At 64.3% G+C, this 21,385-nt stretch carries 23 protein-coding genes and 1 tRNA gene; 7 read left to right on the top strand and 17 right to left on the bottom strand.

Annotated elements, in window-relative coordinates:
• Nucleotides 1-51: 51 nt before the first annotated feature.
• The 7 genes from P9272_RS11855 to P9272_RS11825 form a co-directional block, all read right to left on the bottom strand.
• Nucleotides 52-1,065, bottom strand: a complete 1,014-nt coding sequence (locus P9272_RS11855; protein WP_278160685.1) for an ABC transporter ATP-binding protein — start codon at nt 1,063-1,065, stop codon at nt 52-54.
• Nucleotides 1,058-2,164, bottom strand: coding sequence for an ABC transporter ATP-binding protein (locus P9272_RS11850; protein WP_128257067.1), 1,107 nt, complete (start codon nt 2,162-2,164; stop codon nt 1,058-1,060). Before P9272_RS11850 ends, P9272_RS11855 begins: the two co-directional genes overlap by 8 nt.
• A 2-nt stretch (nt 2,165-2,166) precedes the next feature.
• Nucleotides 2,167-2,370, bottom strand: a complete 204-nt coding sequence (locus P9272_RS11845) for a hypothetical protein (RefSeq protein WP_128257066.1) — start codon at nt 2,368-2,370, stop codon at nt 2,167-2,169.
• A 217-nt stretch (nt 2,371-2,587) separates the two neighbouring features.
• Nucleotides 2,588-3,538 (bottom strand): carbohydrate ABC transporter permease, encoded by a 951-nt coding sequence (locus P9272_RS11840; protein WP_128257065.1) that lies wholly within the window; start codon nt 3,536-3,538, stop codon nt 2,588-2,590.
• Complete coding sequence (locus P9272_RS11835) at nt 3,535-4,482, bottom strand: sugar ABC transporter permease (RefSeq protein ID WP_128257168.1); 948 nt, start codon at nt 4,480-4,482, stop codon at nt 3,535-3,537. Before P9272_RS11835 ends, P9272_RS11840 begins: the two co-directional genes overlap by 4 nt.
• A gap of 105 nt (nt 4,483-4,587) precedes the next feature.
• Entirely contained in the window at nt 4,588-5,916 is a 1,329-nt protein-coding gene (locus tag P9272_RS11830) for an ABC transporter substrate-binding protein (RefSeq protein WP_278160684.1), read from the bottom strand.
• A 233-nt stretch (nt 5,917-6,149) separates the two neighbouring features.
• Entirely contained in the window at nt 6,150-6,848 is a 699-nt protein-coding gene (locus P9272_RS11825) for a PIG-L deacetylase family protein (RefSeq protein WP_128257063.1), read from the bottom strand.
• Nucleotides 6,849-6,869: 21 nt separating this feature from the next.
• Between P9272_RS11825 and P9272_RS11820 the strand changes: the two genes are divergently transcribed.
• The 5 genes from P9272_RS11820 (at nt 6,870) to nhaA (ending at nt 13,865) form a co-directional block, all read left to right on the top strand.
• Nucleotides 6,870-7,760, top strand: coding sequence for a DMT family transporter (locus P9272_RS11820; RefSeq protein WP_278160683.1), 891 nt, complete (start codon nt 6,870-6,872; stop codon nt 7,758-7,760).
• A gap of 47 nt (nt 7,761-7,807) precedes the next feature.
• Nucleotides 7,808-10,270, top strand: a complete 2,463-nt coding sequence (gene hrpB, locus P9272_RS11815; protein ID WP_278160682.1) for an ATP-dependent helicase HrpB — start codon at nt 7,808-7,810, stop codon at nt 10,268-10,270.
• A 102-nt stretch (nt 10,271-10,372) separates the two neighbouring features.
• A complete protein-coding gene (locus tag P9272_RS11810) occupies nt 10,373-11,698 on the top strand; it encodes an ActS/PrrB/RegB family redox-sensitive histidine kinase (protein ID WP_278160768.1) in 1,326 nt (441 codons plus the stop codon).
• 316 nt (nt 11,699-12,014) lie between these two features.
• Nucleotides 12,015-12,578 carry an ActR/PrrA/RegA family redox response regulator transcription factor gene (locus P9272_RS11805; RefSeq protein WP_127227806.1) on the top strand — a complete coding sequence of 188 codons (564 nt, stop codon included), beginning with the start codon at nt 12,015-12,017 and terminating at the stop codon, nt 12,576-12,578.
• A gap of 93 nt (nt 12,579-12,671) precedes the next feature.
• Nucleotides 12,672-13,865, top strand: a complete 1,194-nt coding sequence (gene nhaA / locus P9272_RS11800; RefSeq protein WP_278160680.1) for a Na+/H+ antiporter NhaA — start codon at nt 12,672-12,674, stop codon at nt 13,863-13,865.
• A gap of 4 nt (nt 13,866-13,869) precedes the next feature.
• On the opposite strand, the gene P9272_RS11795 is transcribed toward nhaA, so the two are convergent.
• The 7 genes from P9272_RS11795 to P9272_RS11765 form a co-directional block, all read right to left on the bottom strand.
• Nucleotides 13,870-14,916, bottom strand: coding sequence for an RNA polymerase subunit sigma-70 (locus tag P9272_RS11795; RefSeq protein WP_278160678.1), 1,047 nt, complete (start codon nt 14,914-14,916; stop codon nt 13,870-13,872).
• 42 nt (nt 14,917-14,958) lie between these two features.
• Nucleotides 14,959-15,705, bottom strand: a complete 747-nt coding sequence (locus tag P9272_RS11790) for an SDR family oxidoreductase (protein ID WP_278160677.1) — start codon at nt 15,703-15,705, stop codon at nt 14,959-14,961.
• 177 nt (nt 15,706-15,882) lie between these two features.
• Entirely contained in the window at nt 15,883-16,383 is a 501-nt protein-coding gene (locus P9272_RS11785) for an MmcB family DNA repair protein (protein WP_278160676.1), read from the bottom strand.
• Nucleotides 16,384-16,494: 111 nt separating this feature from the next.
• Entirely contained in the window at nt 16,495-16,812 is a 318-nt protein-coding gene (locus P9272_RS11780) for a hypothetical protein (protein WP_278160675.1), read from the bottom strand.
• Nucleotides 16,813-16,941: 129 nt separating this feature from the next.
• Nucleotides 16,942-17,136: a hypothetical protein gene (locus P9272_RS11775; RefSeq protein WP_278160674.1), complete on the bottom strand. Its 195-nt coding sequence runs from the start codon at nt 17,134-17,136 to the stop codon at nt 16,942-16,944.
• Nucleotides 17,137-17,274: 138 nt separating this feature from the next.
• Nucleotides 17,275-17,736: a hypothetical protein gene (locus P9272_RS11770; protein WP_278160673.1), complete on the bottom strand. Its 462-nt coding sequence runs from the start codon at nt 17,734-17,736 to the stop codon at nt 17,275-17,277.
• Nucleotides 17,737-17,864: 128 nt separating this feature from the next.
• Nucleotides 17,865-17,931, bottom strand: a tRNA-Cys gene (locus P9272_RS11765).
• A gap of 143 nt (nt 17,932-18,074) precedes the next feature.
• Between P9272_RS11765 and P9272_RS11760 the strand changes: the two genes are divergently transcribed.
• The gene (locus P9272_RS11760) at nt 18,075-18,545 is read left to right on the top strand and encodes a nucleoside deaminase (protein WP_278160672.1); all 471 of its coding nucleotides are present in this window, start codon (nt 18,075-18,077) and stop codon (nt 18,543-18,545) included.
• Nucleotides 18,546-18,556: 11 nt separating this feature from the next.
• Here the strand turns inward: P9272_RS11760 and cueR are convergent, their stop codons facing one another.
• Complete coding sequence (gene cueR / locus P9272_RS11755) at nt 18,557-18,946, bottom strand: Cu(I)-responsive transcriptional regulator (protein WP_278160671.1); 390 nt, start codon at nt 18,944-18,946, stop codon at nt 18,557-18,559.
• Nucleotides 18,947-19,171: 225 nt separating this feature from the next.
• On the opposite strand from cueR, the gene P9272_RS11750 reads away from it, so the two are divergent.
• A complete protein-coding gene (locus P9272_RS11750) occupies nt 19,172-19,789 on the top strand; it encodes a L,D-transpeptidase (RefSeq protein WP_128257051.1) in 618 nt (205 codons plus the stop codon).
• A gap of 243 nt (nt 19,790-20,032) precedes the next feature.
• Here the strand turns inward: P9272_RS11750 and P9272_RS11745 are convergent, their stop codons facing one another.
• Together P9272_RS11745 and P9272_RS11740 are read right to left on the bottom strand one after the other, a co-directional pair.
• On the bottom strand, nt 20,033-20,602 hold the full coding sequence (locus P9272_RS11745) for a NifU family protein (protein WP_128257050.1): 570 nt from the start codon (nt 20,600-20,602) through the stop codon (nt 20,033-20,035).
• A 183-nt stretch (nt 20,603-20,785) separates the two neighbouring features.
• Entirely contained in the window at nt 20,786-21,277 is a 492-nt protein-coding gene (locus P9272_RS11740) for a universal stress protein (protein WP_278160670.1), read from the bottom strand.
• Nucleotides 21,278-21,385 lie beyond the last annotated feature (108 nt).

Raw genomic sequence — 21,385 nt, 5'->3', positions numbered from 1 at the left:
GTCCGTATCTGCGGCCGTCAATCGGTGTGCGAATATATTGGGACGTCTCGGCTACATCAGTCTCTGCCCGTCCGAGCCGAAATAAAGCGGCGCGATGTAGCGGATCGCCACCTTGTCCCCCTTTGCGAGCGCCGTGTCGGGATCGGTCAGCGTCACCAGCTTCTTCGTTCCCACCGTCACATGCAGGTGGTTTTGGTCGCCGAGATGCTCCACCCAGTCGACGACGCCGTCGGCATGACCGTTCGTTGCCTTCTCGATCGCAAGATGCTCGGTGCGGGCGCCGATCGTCTTCGTTCCGGTCGGCGCGCCGCCGTCGGGCAAGAGCCCGGCCGGCAACAGGTTGATCGCCGGCTGGCCAAGGCGAGCCGCGACATGCAGGTTCGCCGGCTCGGAATAGATCGCGCGCGGCGTGCCGATCTGCACCAGCACGCCGTCGGCGAGGATGCCGATGCGATCGGCCATGGTCATCGCCTCGATCTGGTCATGCGTGACATAGAGCATGGTGGCGCCTAGCTCGGACTGGATGCGCTTCAGCTCGAGCCGGAGATCGGCGCGCAGCTTGGCGTCGAGTGAGGAGAGCGGCTCGTCCATCAGGTAGATCGCCGGCTTGCGCACCAGCGCGCGGCCGATGGCGACGCGCTGCATCTCGCCGCCCGACAGCTTCGTCGAGCGGTTGTCGAGCTTGTGGTCGATGCGCACCATACGCGCGACGTCCTCGACGCGGCGGCGCACCGCTTCCTCCGGAAACCGCCGCGCCGGCGAACGCAGCGGAAAGGCGAGATTGTCGAACACCGAAAGATGCGGATAGAGCGAATATTGCTGGAAGACGAAGGCGGTGTCGCGCTCGGCCGGCGACAGCGTCGTCGCATCATGGCCGCCGATATGGATCGTGCCGCTGTCCGGCCGCTCCAGCCCGGCGATCAGCCTCAGCGTCGTCGTCTTGCCGGCGCCGGTCGGCCCGAGGAGCACGACGAATTCGCCGTCCTTGATCGCGAGGTCGAGATCGTTGATCGCGACGGTATCGCCGAAACTCTTGGTCACGCCCTGGATACGGACATCAGCCATGGCGCGCCTCCGCTGCCTGATCATGCATGGCGGTTCTGACCGCGCGTCCGGAGCCCTTCTCGAACAGCGACAGCCGCGTGCTGCTCAGCGTCAGCCCGACCTGCTCGCCGGGGCTGAGATGGATGCCCGCCGGCACCCGCGCCTTGATAATGCCGTCGGCCGTCTCCACCGCGACGATCTGCGTGGTGCCGAGATACTCGGTGCCGTAGATCGCGCCGCGCAGCTTCGAGCCGTCGTCGAAGCGGATGTGCTCGGGCCGGATGCCGAGCGCCATGTCGGCGGGCGCGATGTCTTCGCGCACTTCCGGCACCGCCACCTTGGCACCCTGCACGACGATCTCCTTCGCGCCCTTGGCGAGCCCGCCGCCGAATTTCAGGAAATTCATCGGCGGCGAGCCGATGAAATCGGCCACGAACATGGTCGCCGGCCGGTCGTAGATCTCGCGCGGCGTGCCGAACTGCTCGATGACGCCGTGGTTCATCACCGCGATCTTGTCGGCCATCGACATCGCTTCCATCTGGTCGTGCGTGACATAGACGGTCGTGGCGTGGATGCGGTTGTGCAGCTCGCGCAGCTCATGCACCATCAGGTCGCGGAATTCGGTATCGAGCGTGCCGAGCGGCTCGTCCATCAGGAAGCATTTTGGCCGCCGCACGATGGCGCGGCCGAGCGCGACGCGCTGGCGGTCGCCACCGGCCAGACCGGAGACGGATTTGTCGAGCAGGTGATCGATGCGCAGCAGCCTGGCGGTCTCCTCAACACGGCTTCGAATCTCGGCCGCCGGCATGCCCTGCGCCAAGAGCGGAAAGCCAATGTTCTTCCGCACATTCATGTGCGGGTAGAGCGCGAAGAGTTGGAAGACGAAGGCGATGTCGCGCTCGCGCGCCCGGCGCATGGTGACGTCGTCGCCGCCGAGCAGGATCTTGCCGCCGGTCGGCAGCTCGAGGCCGGCGATCATGCGTAACGTCGTCGTCTTACCGCAGCCGGATGGCCCGAGCATGACGAAGAATTCGCCGTCCTCGACGACGAAATTGGAATCCTGCACGGCGACGAAGGCGCCGAAGGCCTTCCTCAGGTTCTGAACACGGATCTCGGCCATCTCTATTCCGGGAATTTCGAGACGATGATGAACATGACCGTGCCGGCGAGCATGGTGATGAAGGAATAGGTGTAGAGCGACAGCGCGAAGGGCTGGAACAGCATCAGGAAGCCTATCGCGATGATCGCCGTCGCGACGTTTTCCATCAGCCCGCGCCTGGCCCAGCGTGGCCAAGAGGAGCGCTTGGAGACAACAGTGCGGCTCATGCGTTCCTCCCTTCCTTCTCCCCGTTCGAGGGGAGAGATGGTTGCCACGTGGTTCCCGCACTCCGTCGCTGCTTCGCAGCGCCACCTCTGCCCCCTCCGGAGGGAGAGGAAGGGAGCCAGGCTGAATGAAGTTCGCGCCCTTCCTCTTCCCCGTCCATCGGGGGAGAGGTGTGGAGCGAAGCTCGACGGAGCGGGGGTCGACTTGTTCCCACATCAATCATTTGCGCACCGCGCCGAAGGTGATGCCGCGCAGCAATTGCTTGCGGAGCAGGATGGTGAAGACCAGGATCGGCACCAGGAAGATGGTTGTGCCGGCGGCCACTGCCGGCCAGTCCTGGCCGCCTTCGCCGATAATGGTCGGGATGAAGGGTGGCGCGGTCTGCGCCGTGCCGGAGGTCAAGAGCGCTGCGAACGCATATTCGTTCCAGGCGAAGATCAGGCAGAAGATCGCGGTCGCGGCGATGCCGGTCGTCGCCTGCGGCAGCACCGTGCGCCAGAAGGCCTGCAGCCGCGTATAGCCGTCGATCATCGCGGCCTCTTCATACTCGCGCGGGATCTCGTCGATGAAGCCCTTGAGCAGCCAGACCGCCAGCGAGACGTTGACCGCAGTGTAGAGCAGGATCATGCCGAGCGCTGTGTCGGAGAGGCCGAGCTCGCGGTACATCAGGTAGATCGGGATCGCCACCGCGATCGGCGGCATGAAGCGCGTCGACAGGATGAAAAACAACAGGTCGTCGGCAAGCGGCACCTTGAAGCGCGAGAAGCCATAGGCCGAGAGCGTGCCTAGGAACACGGCGCAGAAGGTCGAGCCGAAGGCGATGATCAGCGAGTTGACGAAGCGCGGCAGGAAGTTCGACGGCCCGGCGATCACCATGTTGCGCTTGCGCACGGTCGCGTCGCAGAGTCCGGTCGCCGGCCCCAGCGAATTGATGTATTCCGGCGTTTGCCTGGTGCGCGTCGTGAACAGGTTGCAGTAGCCCTCCAGGCTCGGCTGGAAGACGAGCTTCGGCGGATAGGCGATCGAATCCGGCGGTGTCTTGAAGCTGGTGGCAAAGATCCAGAGCAGCGGCACGATCGAGATCAGCGCATAGGCGACGATGATCACGCCGGCGATCCGCTTCGAGTTTGCCGAAGGTGCTACGACGGAATGGGCGGTGGTCAGGCTCATCTCTGCTTCACCTTGTTGAGCGCCTTGACGTAGATGTTGGCGAGGCCGAACACGGCGACGAACAGGATGATGGCGAAGGCCGAGGAATAGCCGGTGCGCCAGCTTTCGAAGGCCTGCCGCTTCAGCGTGATCGAGGCGACCTCCGTTGTCGAGCCGGGTCCGCCGCCGGTGAGCAGGTTGACCATGTCGAACATCTTGAAGTTCTCGATGCCGCGGAACAGCACCGCCAGCATGATGAAGGGCAGCGCCATCGGCAGTGTGATCGACCAGAACTGCCGCCAGTTGGAGGCGCGGTCGACCTCGGCCGCTTCATAGATGTATTCGGGGATGGAGCGCAGGCCGGCGAGGCAGATCAGCATCACGTAGGGCGTCCACATCCAGGTGTCGACGATGATGATCGCCCACGGCGCCAGCTCGACATTGGACAGCATCTGCACATTCGTCGGCGGAATGCCGGTGACGAAGGAGATGACGTAGGAGAACAGCCCGATCTGCGGCTCGTAGAGGAAGCGCCAGAAGTTGCCGACCACCGCCGGCGACAGCATCATCGGCACCAGGATGATGGTGGTCCAGAAGGCGTGGCCGCGGAACTTCCGGTCGATCAGCCAGGCCAGCGTGAAGCCGATCACCGTCTGCAGCAGGATCGTCCAGAACACGAAATGCGCCGTAGTCTGCATGGCGATCCAGACATCCTGGTCGCCGAGGATGCGCTGATAGTTGGCGAGCCCGAGATTTTTCACCACCTCGTTGGGCCGGTTGGCGCGGTAATTGGTGAAGGAGAGATAGATCGCCCAGAACAGCGGGAAGATGTTGATGGCAAGCAACAACAGGATCGTCGGCGAGATGAACAGCCAGGCGAGGCCCTTGTCGCTGATGCCCCGGATCTTCTTGGCCAACGGCTCCGGGGTCGCCCGGGCAACGTTGTCCGCAGTCCGATTGAGCATGGTTAGTCCTGCTTCGGTCACGTCAAGTCTCGACAATGGAATTTATCTGAACTGCGTCCCGTGCCAAGGGCGGCACGGGACGCTGCGGTTGGCTCGGGAGGAGCCTTACATCTTGCCATCGTCCTGGAAGGTCTGCGTCCAGTCCTTGACCAGACTGTCGAGCGCTTCCTGCGCGGTGCCCTTGTCGGCCACCACATAGTCATGAACGCGCTTCTGCATCGCCTGTAAAAGCGTGGCGTAGCTCGGCTCGGCCCAGAAGTCTTTCACGATGGCCATCGATTCCAGGAAGGTCGATGCATAGGGCTGGCTGGAAGGGAACTTGGGGTCGTTCACCACCGCATTGAGGCAGGAGTAGCCGCCCAGCGCCCACCATTTGGCTTGCACGTCCTTATTGGCGAACCACTTGATGTATTTCAGCGCCGATTCCTGCTTGTCGGAATAGGAGACCACAGAAATGCCCTGGCCGCCGAGCTGGGCGAAATGCCCCTTCGGACCGGCGGGGTTGGCGAAGAAGCCGATCTTGTCGCCACCAACTTTCTCGTCCTTGTAGAGGCCGGGCCAAGTGAAGGCGAAGTTCATGTGCAGGGCAACCTGGCCCGATTTGAAGGCGTCGGCCGATTCGCCCATGTAGACGTTCGACGACCCGGGCGGCGTGCAGCAATCATATAGCTTCTTGTAGAATTCGAGGCCCTTGGCCGCGTCCGCCGAATTGACGAAGCCTTGCATTTCATAGGGCTTCTTTGGATTCTGGTAGTCGAAGCCGTAGTCGTAGAGGACGTTGGTGACGCCCATGGTGATGCCTTCCGAGCCGCGCTCGGTGTAGATCGAGGCGCCATAGACCGCCTTGCCGTCGATCTGCCGCTTCTGGAAGAATTCGGCGATCTGCATCAGCTGGTCATAGGTCTTGGGCGGCCCAAGTTCCCAGCCATATTTCTCCTTGAATTCCTTCTGCAGCTCGGGCTTGGAGAACCAGTCCTTGCGATAGGTCCAGCCGACGACGTCGCCCATGGCCGGCAGCGCCCAGTAGTTCGGCGTGTTCTTCGGCCATTCGGAATAGCCGACCACGGTCGCCGGCACGAAATCGTCCATGCTGATATGCTCCTTGTCGAAGAAGTCATTCAGCTTGACGTAATGGCCGTTCTCGGCGGCGCCGCCGATCCACTGGCTGTCGCCGATGATCAGGTCGCACAGCTTGCCATGCGAGTTGAGCTCGTTGAGGAAGCGGTCGGCGTAATTGGTCCAAGGCACGAACTCGAACTTCATGCCGATGCCGGTTTGCTTGGTGAAGTCCTTGGACAGTTCCACGAGCGCGTTGGCCGGATCCCAGGCCGCCCAGCACAGCGTCAAGTCTTCCGCATGCGCGACATTCGAGACGGCTGTCGACGCAAAGATCGCCGAGGCCAGTCCCAACGCCAGTTTCAAGGTCGATTTCATGCCTTACCTCCCATTTGCGAAACGCGTCCGGATGACGGTTTCAAGAGCCCCTCAACCCTCGCTCCTCCGAGGGCCTAAACATGAGGCGCGATGCGCTGCTGATGTTTAGTAATTTGTTTAGTGATGCTCTTTTTACTAAACAACGCAAGCGAATTCGTTGCTGCGCCGCAGCATGGCAAAACGCGTCATTGAAATCGTTGAGAAATGATCGCCGGGCCTGTATCCGCCTCCGGTCAGCTGGCCCCAGTGGCAGGGCTGGGGCTTGCCGTCACCGGCCGGATCGGCGGCGCCGGCGGCAGGAGCGCGCGTATGTCGGCGAAGGGAAAAATCGGCTCGAAGCGGAAGGCCTCGGCCAGCGCGCCGGGCGCGCCATTGCACTGGCCGGCGCGAAACTCGTTCTGAAGGCGCGCCCTGTGCACATAATGCTCCGGGCCTTGCGACTGGTGCGCGCGGATCGCTTCAGCCTTGATGTCCCAATGCTGCGAGATCTCGACATAATGCGTCGGCGAAAAACCGGTGCCGCCGAGGGTGTCGGCATGCAGCACCGGCACGGCGAAGGACGCCGCGATGCGCACGCCGTCGGACAGCGCGCGGTGGTCGCTGTGATAATCGTAGGGCGCATGGGTGATCGCGAGGTCGGGCTTCACCTCGCCGATCAGCGCCTTCAGCGCCGCGATGAACGCGGCATCGGCAACGAGCGCACCGTCGGGGAAATCGAGGAAGCGGGGCTCGACGCTCAGCAGGCCTGCAGCCTTGGCCGCTTCCCCGCGCCGCCGTCGGGCGAGCGCCTTGGGGTCGCCCGTGCCGCCTTTGGCACCATCGGTGGCTATCGCAAAAGTCAATTCTGCGCCTTGCGCGGCATAGGCGGCCAGCGTACCGAACATGAATATCTCGATGTCGTCGGGATGGGCGCCCAGCGCCAGTATCTTCACGTCTTCTCTCCCGGAAATGGTATGCCGAACGGAATCCTGCTCGCCCTGATCGCCTATGCAAGCTATTCGTTCAGCGACGCTGTCATCAAGAGCCTGGGCGGGCAGTTCACCGTATTCGAGATCGGCTTTTTCTCGACCTTGTTTGCCGGCTGCTTTCTATTCTTCACCAAACCCGGGGACGAACGCTGGCGCGACTTCTGGCGCACCAAAAGGCCATGGGCGGTGCAGGCGCGTGCACTGGCCGGCATCGCTTCCGGTGTGCTCAGCGTCTTTGCCTTCACCACCATCCCGTTGGCGGAAGTCTACGCGCTGATCTTCCTGGCGCCGTTGCTCGTCACCATTCTGTCGACGGTCATCCTGAAGGAGAAGGTCGGTCCCTGGCGGTGGCTGGCCGTCGTCGCCGGCTTTGTCGGCGTCATGCTGGTGGTGCGGCCGGGCTTTCGCGAATTGCATCTCGGCCATCTCGCCGCCTTCGCCAATGCCTTCCTCGCCGCCATCAGCGTCATTCTGATGCGCTCGCTCGCCCAGCAGGAAAGACGCACGACGATCCTCGGCGCGCTGGTCGGGTACGGCCTTGTCTTCAACGGCGTCGGCGCGGCCGCCACGTCGTTCTCGCTCCCCAATTTCGGGCAACTAGTCTGGCTTATGATGGCGGGCCTCTTCACCGCCGGCGGGCAACTGCTGCAATTGCTCGCGGTCAAATACGCGCCCGCGAACCGCATCGCGCCGACGCATTATTCGCAGATCGTCTGGGCGGTCATCCTCGGCGCGCTTTTCTTCCGGGAATATCCCGACTGGCTGTCGCTGGTCGGCCTGGCGGTGGTCGGCGCATCCGGCCTGCTGACCATGGTGCGCGAGGAGGTCAGGCTCGGCACCGTGCGCTGGAACCCGTTTTCGCGCACCAGGCTTTGAGCGGGCATACGTTGCATGGCGACCGCGACCGCTGATATGCGGGCGACATGACGACGAAATCCTTGCCGGAGCTTCCGGTCACAGCCGTTCTGCCTGCACTCGGCGAAGCGCTCGCGCGGCGCAGCAGCGCCGTGCTGGTGGCGCCGCCCGGCGCCGGCAAGACGACGCTTGTGCCGCTGGCGCTGCTCGACGCGCCGTGGCTCAGGCAGGGCCGCATCGTGCTGCTCGAGCCGCGAAGGCTCGCCGCCCGCGCCGCCGCTCGCCGCATGGCCGAGCTGCTCGGCGAGGAACTGGGCGGCACGGTCGGCTACGCCATGCGCATGGAAAACCGGACCTCGGCGCGGACAAGAATCCTGGTCGTCACCGAAGGCGTGCTCTCGCGCATGATCCTGGACGATCCGGAGCTGCCGGGCGTCAAGGCGGTGATCTTCGACGAATTCCACGAGCGGTCGCTGGATGGCGATTTCGGCCTGGCGCTGGCGCTCGACGTGCAGGGCGCGCTGCGTCCCGACCTGCGCCTGCTGGTCATGTCGGCGACGCTCGACGGCGCGCGCGTGGCGACGCTTTTGTCGGGGGCGCCAGTGATCGAAAGCGAGGGCCGCGCCTATCCGGTCGAGATCCGCTACGATGAGCGGCCGGCCGGCACGGCGATCGAGTACGCGACGGCCAAGGCCGTACGCGCGGCCTTGGCCGTCGAGCAAGGCAGCGTGCTCGCCTTCCTGCCCGGACAGCGCGAGATCGAGCGCACCGCCGAGCGGCTTCAGGGCAACGTCGCCGCCGACACCGACATCGTTCCGCTCTACGGCCAGCTCGACAACAAGGCGCAGGACCAGGCGATCAGGCCGGCGCCGGCCGGCCGCCGCAAGGTGGTGCTGGCAACCTCGATCGCCGAGACCTCCATCACCATCGACGGCGTGCGCGTCGTCATCGATTCCGGCCTGTCGCGCCTGCCGCGCTATGAGCCGGCGAGCGGACTGACCAGGCTGGAGACGGTGCGCGTCAGCAGGGCCTCGGCCGACCAGCGCGCGGGCCGCGCCGGGCGCACGCAAGCCGGCGTAGCGGTGCGCCTGTGGCGGGCCGCGCAGACCGCGTCGCTGCCCGCCTTCACGCCGCCGGAAATCCTCGAGGCCGACCTGTCCGGTCTGCTGCTCGACTGCGCCGCCTTCGGTGTCGCCGATCCGTCGAGCCTGTCCTTCCTCGATCCACCGCCGGCCCCGGCGCTCAACGAGGCAAGGGTTCTGCTCAAGGCGTTGCACGCCATCGATGAGGCAGGACGGCTTACGGAAGCAGGCGCCGCCATGCGCAAGCTGGCGCTGCCGGTTCGGCTGGCGCATATGGTGGCCGAAACGGCGAAAACCGGCCGTGCGCTCGAAGCGGCGACGCTTGCCGTGCTTTTGACCGAGCGCGGGCTGGGCGGCGACAGCGCCGATCTGGAGCGGCGTCTCATCCGGTTTCGCGGCGAGAAATCCCCTCGCGCCAATGCCGCCAGGCAGCTCGCCGAGCGTTTGGCCAGGCAGGCCGGTGGCGGGCAGGGCGGCGAGGCGGTCTCTGCCGGCGCCCTCCTCATCCACGCCTGGCCGGATCGCGTGGCCCGGGCGCGCGGCGAGCGCGGACGATTCGTGCTCGCCAATGGCTCGGGCGCCATGGTCGATGCCGCCGATCCGCTGGCCAGTGAAACCTGGCTGGTCGTCGCCGACCTGCAGGGCAAGGCGCAGAACGCCCGCATCACCGCCGCCGCCCCGGTCGGCGAAGCCGATATCCGCGCCGCGCTTGCCGATCGCATCGAGACCAGGCGCGAGACGAGCTTCGACCGCGAGCGCCGCGCCGTGCGCATGCGCGAGACCGCCAGGCTCGGCGCCATCACGCTTTCCGAGCGCATGTTGCCGGCGCCGTCCGGCGCCGACGCCGACCGCGCCATGATAGATGCCTTGCGCGAGCACGGCCTGTCGCTGCTCGACTGGGGCAAGGAGGCGGAAGCGCTCCGCCTGCGGCTCGGCTGGCTGCATCGCGGCCTGGGAGCGCCCTGGCCAGAGGTTTCGGATGAAGCGCTTGTCGAGCGCCTCGACGACTGGCTCCTGCCGTTTCTCTCCGGCGACGCCTCTTTCGCGGCCATTAAGCCTGCGACTTTGTCCTCGGCGCTCATGGCGCTGGTCCCGCACGACCTGCAGCGCAAGGTCGACGCGCTGGCGCCGACCCATTTCCACGCGCCGTCCGGCAGCGATGTGCCGATCCGCTATGACGGCGAATGGCCGGTGCTTGCGATCCGCGTGCAGGAGCTGTTCGGCCTCGACCGGCATCCTTCCATCGCCAACGGCACGGTCCCGCTGACGCTGGAGCTTCTGTCGCCGGCGCACCGGCCGATCCAGACGACACGCGATCTGCCCGGCTTCTGGCGCGGCTCCTGGGCGGATGTGCGCACCGACATGCGCGGCCGCTATCCAAAACACGTCTGGCCGGAAAACCCGCTGCTGGCCGCCGCCACCAGCCGTGCCAAGCCGCGTGGGACTTAATGCATGTCTCCCCAAAAGTGCGTAGCGGTTTTGGGAGAACGACGTGCATCAGGCAAAGACGATGCTCTATCGTTTCGCCTCCTGCGGCTGTAATCCTTGGCGATGATCAACATCCTGCGCGCGCCTGATTCGCAGCCAAGCCAGCGGTTGCGGCTCAACACGCTGGTCCGCCTGCGCTGGCTGGCCATCGTCGGCCAGAGCCTGACCGTGCTTGTCGTCGCCTACGGGCTGAAATTCCCGCTGCCGGTCTCGATGTGCTTCGCGCTCATCGCCTTGTCGGCGTGGATGAATCTGTGGCTTACCTTCCGCTATCCGGCCGCGCATCGGCTCACCCCGCTCTCGGCCTTCGCCATCCTGACCTTCGACGGCCTGCAGCTCAGCGGATTGCTCTACATGACTGGAGGCCTGACCAACCCATTCTCGGTGCTGCTGTCCGTGCCTGTCGTCATCTCGGCGGCGTCCTTGCCGCTGCGGATGACCGCCGTTCTCGGCGCCCTCGTCATGCTGTCGGCAACGCTGCTTGTGTTCTTCCACCTGCCGCTGCCCTGGTACGAAGACGCGCCGCTGCCAATGCCCTTCATCTATGTCGCCGGCATGTGGATGGCTGTGTTCGCCTCGATCGCCTTCACCGCGATCTATGCTTTCCGTGTTGCGGCGGAAGCGCGCCTGCTCGCCAATGCTTTGGCCGCCACCGAACTGGTGCTGCAGCGCGAGCAGCATCTCTCGGCACTGGACGGGCTGGCTGCCGCCGCCGCGCACGAACTCGGCACGCCGCTGGCCACCATCACCGTCGTCGCCAAGGAGATGGAAAAGGCGCTCGGCAAGGACCCGAAATACGGCGAGGACGTCAAGCTCCTGCGTTCGCAGAGCGAACGCTGCCGCGAGATCCTGAAGCGGCTGACCAGCCTTTCCTCTGAAGGCGAAGCGCATCTGTCGCGCATGCCGCTCACCTCGCTGATCGAGGAGGTGACGGCGCCGCATCGTGATTTCGGCATCTCGATCCGGCTGCGGCCCGGCGAGCGCATCGGCCCCGAGCCGGTCGGCCAGCGCAACCCAGGCGTCATCTACGGGCTTGGCAACCTGGTAGAGAACGCCGTCGATTTCGCCCGCAAGTCGGTCACCGTCAGCTGGAGCTGGGACAATGAGAAGGTCGTCTTCTCGATCACCGATGATGGGCCGGGTTTTCCAGCCGAGATCATCGACCGCATCGGCGAGCCCTATATGTCGACGCGCCAGGGCTCGGAGGCCGGTGGCGGCCTGGGGCTCGGGCTGTTCATCGCCAAGACCTTGCTGGAACGATCGGGAGCCGCCATCGATTTCCGCAATTCGAGCGGGCTCGGCGAAGGCGCGGTGGTCCAGGTCGTCTGGCCGCGTGGCGTCTTCCTCAACCAGGATCAGGCCTCCGCCACCATGTTCGACAATGCGTAAGTTGCGTTGAGACTCAACACACTTTGGAGCAATTCCCGGAAAGGGGTGAAGCGGTTGGGGCCGGCAAATTCGCCATAGCCGACCGTGCAAGATCGCGAATGGCGAACGAAGGGCTGCGACTGCCGCACGGCAGCTCTGTTGCCGGCTGTAAAAATTGGACATTGCCGCTGCGGGACTGTATCTGCGTAAAAGTAAGGCATATCGCCCGAAACGGTGCAGCGTTTGGAAGGCGACATGCCCGGAAACACGGACTTAAGGCATATTCGGCAGAATTCTTTCGATGCGAAGTGCTTTTGGTCAGCAGGATACCGATAAGATGAGCGGAGACGAGACGACTGGCGCAATGGTTGAGGGCGAGGACACCTCGCTGCTCATCGTCGAGGACGACAAGCCCTTCCTCACTCGGCTCGCCCGGGCCATGGAAACCAGGGGCTTCGTGGTCGAGACGGCGGAAAGCGTCGAGGAGGCTGTCGCCAAGGCGCGCGCGCATCCGCCGGCCTATGCGGTGGTCGACATGCGTCTCGGCGACGGCAACGGCCTCGATGTCGTTGCAGCCATCCGCGAAAAGCGCGACGACGCCCGCGCCATCATCCTGACCGGCTACGGCAACATCGCCACCGCGGTGACGGCGGTGAAGCTCGGCGCCATCGATTATCTTTCGAAGCCCGCCGATGCCGACGACGTCTTCGCCGCGCTCACCCGCACCTCGGGCGAACGCGCGGCGCCGCCGGAAAACCCGATGTCGGCCGACCGCGTGCGCTGGGAGCACATCCAGCGCGTCTACGAGATGTGCGACCGCAACGTGTCCGAGACGGCGCGCCGCCTCAACATGCACCGCCGCACTCTGCAGCGGATATTAGCAAAGCGGGCGCCGCGCTGAACGCAGGCGGGATTTGCTCCGCGCCTCGGGTTGCGGTTCATCGCGCAGCGGGCTAGTCCGGTCGCAGCCGAAAAAGCCAACGAGGGAGAGGCCATGCAGGACCAGAAGCTGCGACCGGTTTCGATCCTGCGCGAATTCCTCGACGGCGAGGCCGCCGGCGGCATCATCCTGATGGCGGCGGCGGCGCTGGCGCTGATCGTCGCCAACTCGCCTTTGGCCGAAACCTATTTTGCCGTCCTCCACGCCTATCTCGGGCCGCTGAGTGTTTCCCACTGGATCAATGACGGGCTGATGGCGGTGTTTTTCCTGCTGGTCGGGCTCGAGATCAAGCGCGAGATGCTGGACGGACAGCTCTCGACCTGGCCGCGCCGTGTGCTGCCCGGCATCGCCGCCGCCGGCGGGATGGCGGTGCCGGCGCTGGTCTATGTCTTGATCAACCGCGACAATCAGCCAGCGCTTTCCGGCTGGGCGATCCCGACCGCCACCGACATCGCCTTCGCGCTCGGCGTGCTTTCGCTGCTCGGCAGCCGCGTGCCCGCCTCGCTGAAAGTCTTTCTCACCGCCCTGGCCATCATCGACGATCTCGGCGCCGTCATCATCATCGCGCTGTTCTACACCAGCGGCCTGTCGCTCGCCTATCTGGCCGCCGCCTTCGCCGTGATCGCTCTGCTGGTCGTGCTCAATCGCATGCGGGCCATGAAGCTCTGGCCGTATCTCCTGCTTGGCGTCGTCTTGTGGGTGCTGGTGCTGAAGTCGGGCGTGCATGCGACGCTGGCCGGCGTCGCGCTGGCGCTAACCATCCCGCTGGAGCGATTTCCCGGCATCAGCCACGATTCAGAACATTCGCCGCTGCACCGGCTGGAGCACGGCCTGCACAAGCTCGTGCCTTTCCTCGTCATCCCGATCTTCGGCTTCGCCAACGCCGGCGTCTCGCTCGGCGGCCTGAGCTTTGCGGCCCTTGTCGAGCCGCTGACGCTGGGCGTCGCCGCTGGCCTGGTTCTTGGCAAGCTGGTCGGCGTTTTTGGCTCCTCGGCGCTCGCCATCCGCTTCGGCCTCGCGGAACTGCCGGCCAATGCCCGCTGGCTCCATATGCTGGGCATTTCGCTGCTGTGCGGCATCGGCTTCACCATGAGCCTGTTCATCGGCCTGCTCGCCTTCTCCGGCGACCCGGCGCTCCAGGACGCGGTGAAGGTCGGCATCCTCGCGGGCTCGCTGGTTGCCGCGCTGCTGGGCGCCGCCGTGCTGCTGACGGCGCCAGCGGCCGGCGCCGAAGAGGACCCGTGCTGATCCCTCAGGGCACGAAAGGTTCCGGTGGCAGGCCGAAGGCAGCGAACAAGGCGGGACCGAGCGGCGGGACATAGATCGTCAGCGAGGCGATCTTGCCGTCGGCGGCTTCGATGACGTGCAGCGAATGCGGCCGCCACTTGGAATCCTCGCGGCCAAGCGCGTAAACGCCGACGGCCGGCTGGGCGTTGGCGCCGACGGCCACCGCTCGATAGCCGGCAAAATTGCCCCAGACGCTTCCCAGGAAAGCGCCGATCGACGGACGCCCGAAGTACCATTCCCGCCACGGCGGCATGTGGTAGACGGCCTCCTCACGCAGCAGGTCGACGAGCCCATCAAGATTGTTGGCCTGCCAAGCCTGCATATAGCGTTCGACCAGCAGGCCCTCGTCCGAACTGGGCTCTGATCGCCGCGGCGGGAGGTCTCGTGTGTAGTGCCCGCCAAGCGTCGCGCGGGCCCGCTGCAAGGCACTGTTGATCGAGGCCGGGGTTCCACCGAGCAATTGCGCGGTCTCGATGGCGGACCATCCAAGCACATCGCAGAGCAGGAGGGCCGCGCGCTGCCTTGGCGGCAACAGCTGGATCGCCGCGACGAAGGCGAGCCGCACGGCCTCGCGGGTCTCGTAGCGCGCTTCCGGACCAGGCCTGTCGTCGGCAATGTCCGGCAACTCCGCATCCGGATACGGCTCCAGCCAGGCGAGCTCCGCGGTTGGGCCGCCGGTCGCGCCACCTTCGGAGAACGGCCGTCCGGGCTGTTCGAGAATGCGCCGCGCCGACGATCGTGCCTTGATCGCGTTGAGGCAGCTCTTGGTGGCGATCGCGTAGAGCCAGCCGCGCGCCGAGCCGCGTCCGTCGAATTGCAACCGCGCGCGCCAGGCCTTGAGGAGCGTCTCCTGGACGAGATCCTCCGCCTCGTTGAGCGAGCCCATCATCCGGTAGCAATGGAGCTTCAGCTCGCGGCGGTGGGCGACGCTCAGGCGCTCGAAGGCCAGCCGGTCGAGGGCCGGCCGGCCTGGCCAACCCAGAGGCTTGATAGGGTCGGAAGCATCAGTCATGCGGCGCCCGGAGAGCTGGATTCGGTCGGCATCCTGCGCGCCTCATGCCGCCGCCGCAAGACCGCTGCCGGTCACGGTGAAGGAACTGCCCTGCGGCTTGCCGGTCGCGAGTTGGATCACCGCCCGCCCGACATCGGCCGGCGTCTGCATGTCGCTCATGCTGGCCAGGAAATCGGCCGGACGGATGCCCATATATGCCGCAATGCCGTCGATGCCGCGATCGCCCACCCCGGTACCCGGCATGATGCGGGCCGGCGAGAGCGCCATGAAGCGCAGGCCGAGGCCGAGCCGGTCCGATTCCTTCTGGCAATGGCCGGCCAGGAATATCTGCATGCGCTTGGCGCCGGCATAGCCGCCGGAATTCGGCGGTCCGCCGGTGATGGCGGCGCCGCTGGCGATCAGCAGCACGCGGGCGCCGGGCTTCAATCGGCCCTTGAGGGCCTCCCGGCAGAACAGGAACGACGTCTTGACGTCCATCTCCCAGTTGGTCGAGAAGACCTCCCAGCTCTGCTCCTGGATCGGCGCCGAAGGAGCGAGCGCGCCCGCGCAGACCACCAGCACATCGGGTTCCAGCGCTTCGAAAACCGCCTGCGGCGCGGCTTCCGTCGTCGCGTCCATGCTGAGGGTTTTCAGGCCCGGGCGTTCCCAGGCAAGCTGCTTCAGGTCGGCGGCGCCTCGGGCTACGGCAAGCACCGTCGCTCCCTCGCCAAGCGCGGCTTCCACGATCGAGCGGCCGACGCCCCGGCTGCCTCCAACGACGACGACATTCTGATTTTGCAATGGTTTCATGTGATCACCTCTTGTCCAGGCCGCCGGCCATCCGGACGCGCCTGTAGGTGAAGACAATCGAGATGGACGAAAATCATCGGTGCGGGCCGAAAATTCTTGTCGGCCGCTGGCGGGGGGGCGCTTTGAGCGACGCCGGACTTCGATGGCAAGACGCCGGTACGCAACCCTCGGGAGGAGCTACTCGCTCTCGCCATCCAGCGCCGGCACGGCGACGCCGGCAAGCTCGGCTGCCAAGAGCCGCGCGGCGCCTGCCCGTGCAATCCGCAGCATCAGCGCCTTGCGCGTCGCGGCCGCCATGCGGTGCTCCGGCGCGTCGCGCAGGATCTCCGCGCCATAGCCGTCGGAAAGGATGAAGCCGCATTCCTCGGGAAAGATGTCAGCTGGAACGCCGGGATGGGTGGCGAAGAAGAAGCGGTCGGAATGCAGCCGGTAGTCCGGCCATTTGCGGTCGACCCTAAAATCCTCGATCGAGGATTTGATCTCGATGATCCAGATGTCGCCTTGCCTGGTCAGCGCCACGAGATCGGCGCGCCGCCCGGTGGCGAGCGACAGCTCCGGCAGCATATGCGCGCCCATTTCGCGCAGCAGCCGCTGCACGCCGCGCCGCACCAGCATGGCCCGCTCCGACTGGCGGCCGTCGATCAAAGGGTTGAGGGGAATCGGGGAAACGATGGGCATGGGAGGCACCATGCCAGATCTTGTTCACGGTTTGAACCCGCTTTAAGCGGGGCGATTATCTGGTTGACAACCAAGAGTGCTATAGGAATATGGTCCTGGCAGGCCGGCAACTCAGTGATAGGCGTTCAACTGCTTCAATGTTTCCCAAAGCCCAGGCCAAAAGCCATCCGGCGAATAGGCCGCGATGAGCAGCGCAACGGCTATCGCGCTCAACAACAACGCTAGCTCCATACCCGCAAACCAATTGTCTATCCTATCACCCAAATAGACATGGTTCTTAAGGCGCTCTCGGGCGCGATCCGCGTTCTTCATGGCCAGTGCAAGAAGCACCTCATCACCCGCCTTGCGGGCGGCTTCAAGATAGGCCTCTATCGCTTCCTCGCTGTCGAGAAATTCGGCAGAATCCCATGGTGTCGTCTTGATCGTCATCGGCTGCATATATTCATATTTCTACCCAACCCCAAACCACTGGATGAACGGCGCATCCTTTGGCGGGCGCTACCCAGCCCGTAGAGGAATGGAAAAGCCCCAGCGCTGAGGGGGATCGGCGCTGGGGCTTTAGTCCTCGCCAGACTCACGCTTCCGGCGCGCCAGTTCCTTTATCTGCTCGTTGGTGAGCTTGGGCGCGTGGGCGATCTTGCCGAGGGCGGCTTCGAAGGCTTCGTCGGATTGGTCGGTTTTTAGCTCGCGAGCGGCGTCCTCAAATTTTTCCTTGTGTCTTGTTGTTTGCTGGCATCTTCCTGCTCTTTGCATAGGGGGGACGGGGTATGACCGAGGCGGCATTGCGTAAGAAGCTCGGAACATTCCTAAAGTATAATCCGAAATCTGAACTGGCGCGGCGCAAGAAGGGCCAGGCCAGGGACTAGCGCCGATCCCTCAACGCTGGGGTTCCTACGGCTGGGTAGCGTCCCCACTGTTCAACTTAGGCGGATAGCCGGGCGGGTCTTCAAAAACTACCATTGCTATTTTTTGCTGGGCCACCATGAAGCGCAACACGTTTGATGCAAGCACGGACTCCGTTGGCTTGGTGCATTGCCATTCAACTCTGACAATGACAGCGTCTGCATCAACGCTGGTGCCGGGTCCGGCTTTTCCCTCGGTCTGAATAAGTGGCTTTGAACAGCCCGACCCCGGAAGAAGTTTAACGAACTCTGGAAAATTCGCAGCCAAAGGCACCCCGTAGTCAAATATGATGGCGGTTGCATCTGGCACTAGGAGTGTCTTGGACAGCTCTGGATTTTCGGCGGAGAGGTCAATGTAGTTCTCTACCAGCTTTGCGGGCGCGATTCCGGAAGCATTCGCCGCAGCCATAGGAAGCCAAGCAGCTATTGCCGCCAATATGCAGACACGCATCAGCGGTCCTTACCATGCGACGCGTACTTGGGGTAGTGCCGGCCTGTCAGGACCGTATTCCTATCGCAGTCTAGGTTTGTCAACCAGATAATCGCCTTTAAGCGGGCGATTGTATATTTTACAAACCAAGAGTGTGAACGGGAATTGAACCCATTACGTCGGTTTTGCAGACCGATGCGTCACCGTCCCGCCCTCAGATCCTGGCGCCTCAAAAAATGCATCAGTGCCTAGTCAACCTCGTTCGGATGAAGGTCATCGCTTGCTAAATCCTTCTCCGTGGTAGCAATGTTAGCTCAGTAAGCCGCCCATCGGCTGGATTTTGGCATGAAGGATCTGCCATGACCCGTGATCGGATGCTTGCCCACCTCCGCTCCGCCGACGCCGTCGCGCGCGAGGCGGCGGCGCATGGGCATCACCCTTTCGGTTCCGTGCTGGTCGGGCCGGACGATGGCGTTTTGATGCGGCAGGGCAATCTCGACACGGTGCGCCATGCCGAGACCGAGCTCGCCCGCCGCGCTGCTGCGGCCTACGAGCCGGAGTTCCTGTGGCGATGCACGCTGGTCACGACCGGCGAGCCTTGCGCGATGTGCGCCGGCACCATGTACTGGGCGAATATCGGCCGGCTGGTCTATGGCTTCGAGGAGACCGATCTCCTGGCGCTTACCGGCGATCACGAGGAGAATCCGACGATGAACCTCGCCTCGCGCACCGTATTCGCTTCCGGCCAGAAGAAGATCGAGGTCTTCGGTCCGTTCCCCGAAATCGCGGACGAGTTGCTCGCGCCGCACCGCGATTTCTGGAGGCGCTGACCGCCCCGACTTCAGGCCGCTCCCGCCATGTCGTCCAGGATCGGGCAGTCCGGCCGGTCGTCGCCATGGCAGGCGTGGATCAGCTTCTGCAGCGTCGAGCGCATCGACTGCAATTCGTGCACCTTTTCCTCGATCGCCCTGACATGGGCGGCGGCGATCTCGCGCACGTCGTGGCTGGCGCGGTCGCGGTCCTGATAGAGCGCCATAAGCTGCCTGCAATCGTCGATTGAGAAGCCAAGATTGCGCGCACGGCGCAGGAAGGCGAGCCGGTGGATGTCCTCGCCGGAGTAGTCGCGATAGCCGTTCCCGGCCCGCGCCGGACGGAGAAGGCCGATCTCCTCATAGTAGCGGATTGTCTTGGCCGGCAGGCCGGAACGCTCGGCGGCGTCTCCGACATTCATGGCGCTCTCCTCGTTTCCCAGGCGGCCTTGAAGCCGCCCCATTGATTTTGCTTCACAATCCTGTGAGGCCTGTTGCGGAAATGCCGCAGTTCGGCACTTACCGGCACGTAAGGCCTTGGATATAGGCGTTGCGCGCTTGGCAAGCAAAAGAAATGCCAGCATGAATGATGGCAAGAAAGCGGCCGACTCGTGCCGCTGCACCGAGACGGGGCGTCGGACCTATTCATGCGCTTGAAGTCGTTTGCAATCCTCGCCGCCCTTGCGCTGTCGACCGCGATCAGCGGCTGCAGCACCATCGGCGGGCAGTTGTTCACCAACAACTATGGCGCGATGACCGATGCCGGCTATCAGCTGCCGCGCATCCCCATCGAGAAGGTGCCTGCCAAGTATCACCGCCAGGAAGTGCGGTATGACTCCTCGGAGAAGCCTGGCACCATCATCGTCGATACCCAGAACAAGTTCCTCTACTTCATCGAGGGCGACGGCATGGCGATGCGCTACGGCATCGGCGTCGGCCGCGAGGGTTTCGAGTGGCACGGCACCGCCCATATCGCGCTGAAGCGCGAATGGCCGACCTGGACGCCGCCGGCACCGATGATCAAGCGCCAGCCCGAGCTCGCCAAGTTCGCCGGCGGCATGGAACCGGGCCTGAAGAACCCGCTCGGCGCGCGCGCCATGTATCTCTTCAACAAAGGTGGCGACATGGGCTACCGCCTGCATGGCAGCCCGGAATGGTTCTCGATCGGCAAGGCGATGTCGTCGGGCTGCATCCGCCTGATGAACCAGGATATTATCGACCTCTACGACCGCACGTCGGTCGGCGCCAAGGTCATCGTGATGTAGGTGAGAAACAGTTTCGCAGGCGGACCGTCTAGGCAACAACAAGACGTCCTGAAAACAGAAAACCGGGCTGTTGGGGCCCGGTTTTTTGTTTTTGGATTGAAGCATGTCTCCCGAAAGTGGGAACCGGTTTCGGGATAAAGACATGCGTAAAATCAAAACCCAAAGCGCATGGAGCGAATCTGAAAGATCGCGACGCGCTTTAGAAAGAATTCGCTCCGCCGAGCCGTCGGCGGTGTGGAACTGTTAGGCGACCTGCTCGACCTGCTGCACTTCGGGAACAAAATGCCGGAGCAGGTTCTGGATGCCGTGCTTCAAAGTCGCCGTCGACGACGGGCAGCCGGCGCAGGCGCCCTTCATGTGCAGGAACACCGTGCCGTTCTCGAAGCCGCGGAACGTGATGTCGCCGCCGTCCTGGGCAACCGCGGGGCGCACGCGCGTATCGAGCAGTTCCTTGATGGTCAGCACCAGTTCTTCGTCGGCCTTGTCGTAGAACTCACCGCTATCGCCCGCTTCCGTCGCAGGGGCGGCCGCGGCCATGACTGGGGCGCCGGACATGAAGTGTTCCATGATCGCGCCAAGGATGGCCGGCTTCAGATGCTGCCAGTCGGGGCCGTCCTTGGTCACGGTGATGAAGTCATAGCCGAAGAATACGCCGGTGACGCCCGGGATATCGAACAGGCGGCCGGCCAGTGGCGAGGCCTCCGCGGCGGCCTCGGCGTTACGGAAATCGGCTGTGCCTTCGCGCAGCACTTCCTTGCCCGGCAGGAATTTCAGCGTCGCCGGGTTCGGCGTCGATTCGGTCTGGATGAACATGGGTATCTCCAGGCCCTTCCTGGGCCGATAGTTTGGAATAGTTCTAAATAGGCTCTATCGGCTGGACATTCAAGCGAAACGCGTCGCAGGAACGGCTGGCTGGTGGAATGTTTTTACAGTGTCTGCCGCGCCTTTTGAAGTGCTCAGGTGGCCAGGTCGGCGGGTATCTTGGACTGAGGCAGCCTAGGCTAGGCTGTCGATCTCCTCGTCCGACAGATTCTGCGGCACGACCGTCACCGGAATGGGAAAAGCCGCAGCCCTGCCGGCCACCGCGCTGACCAGCGGCCCAGGGCCTTCCTTGCCGGCGCCGGCCGCTAGCACCAGGATGGCGATGTCCTGGTCTTCCTCGATCAGCTTGTGGATCTCGTCGGTTGGCTTGCCTTCGCGCACCACCAGTTCCGGCTCGATGCCGACGCACTGGCGCACCTTGTTGGCGTAGCCGTCGAGCGCCGCGCGCGCCGTGGCCGTCGCCTCTTCGCGCATGATCTTCTCCACGCCCAGCCAGTGCTGGAAGTCGTCCGGCTCGATGACATAGAGCAGCACCAGGACGCCGCTGGTGTGTTGTGCCCGCTTCGAGGCGTAAGCGACGGCGCGCTCGCATTCGGGCGTGTCGTCGATGATAGCCAGGAATTTGCGGCGATGGCCGGCTTCGCGGCTGAGGCGTTTGGAAACCATGTCTATCTGCTCGGTATCAATTCGGCCGCAATCTGCCACCGCCACGGACCGGCGGCAAGCCGCCGGCCGGCGTGGCGATGGTCCTGGAGCAATTCCAGGAAAGTGTGA

Origin of the sequence: Mesorhizobium sp. WSM4976, assembly GCF_029625685.1 — a bacterium.
GTDB lineage: Bacteria > Pseudomonadota > Alphaproteobacteria > Rhizobiales > Rhizobiaceae > Mesorhizobium.
This window is presented reverse-complemented; position numbering and strand designations above follow the sequence as displayed.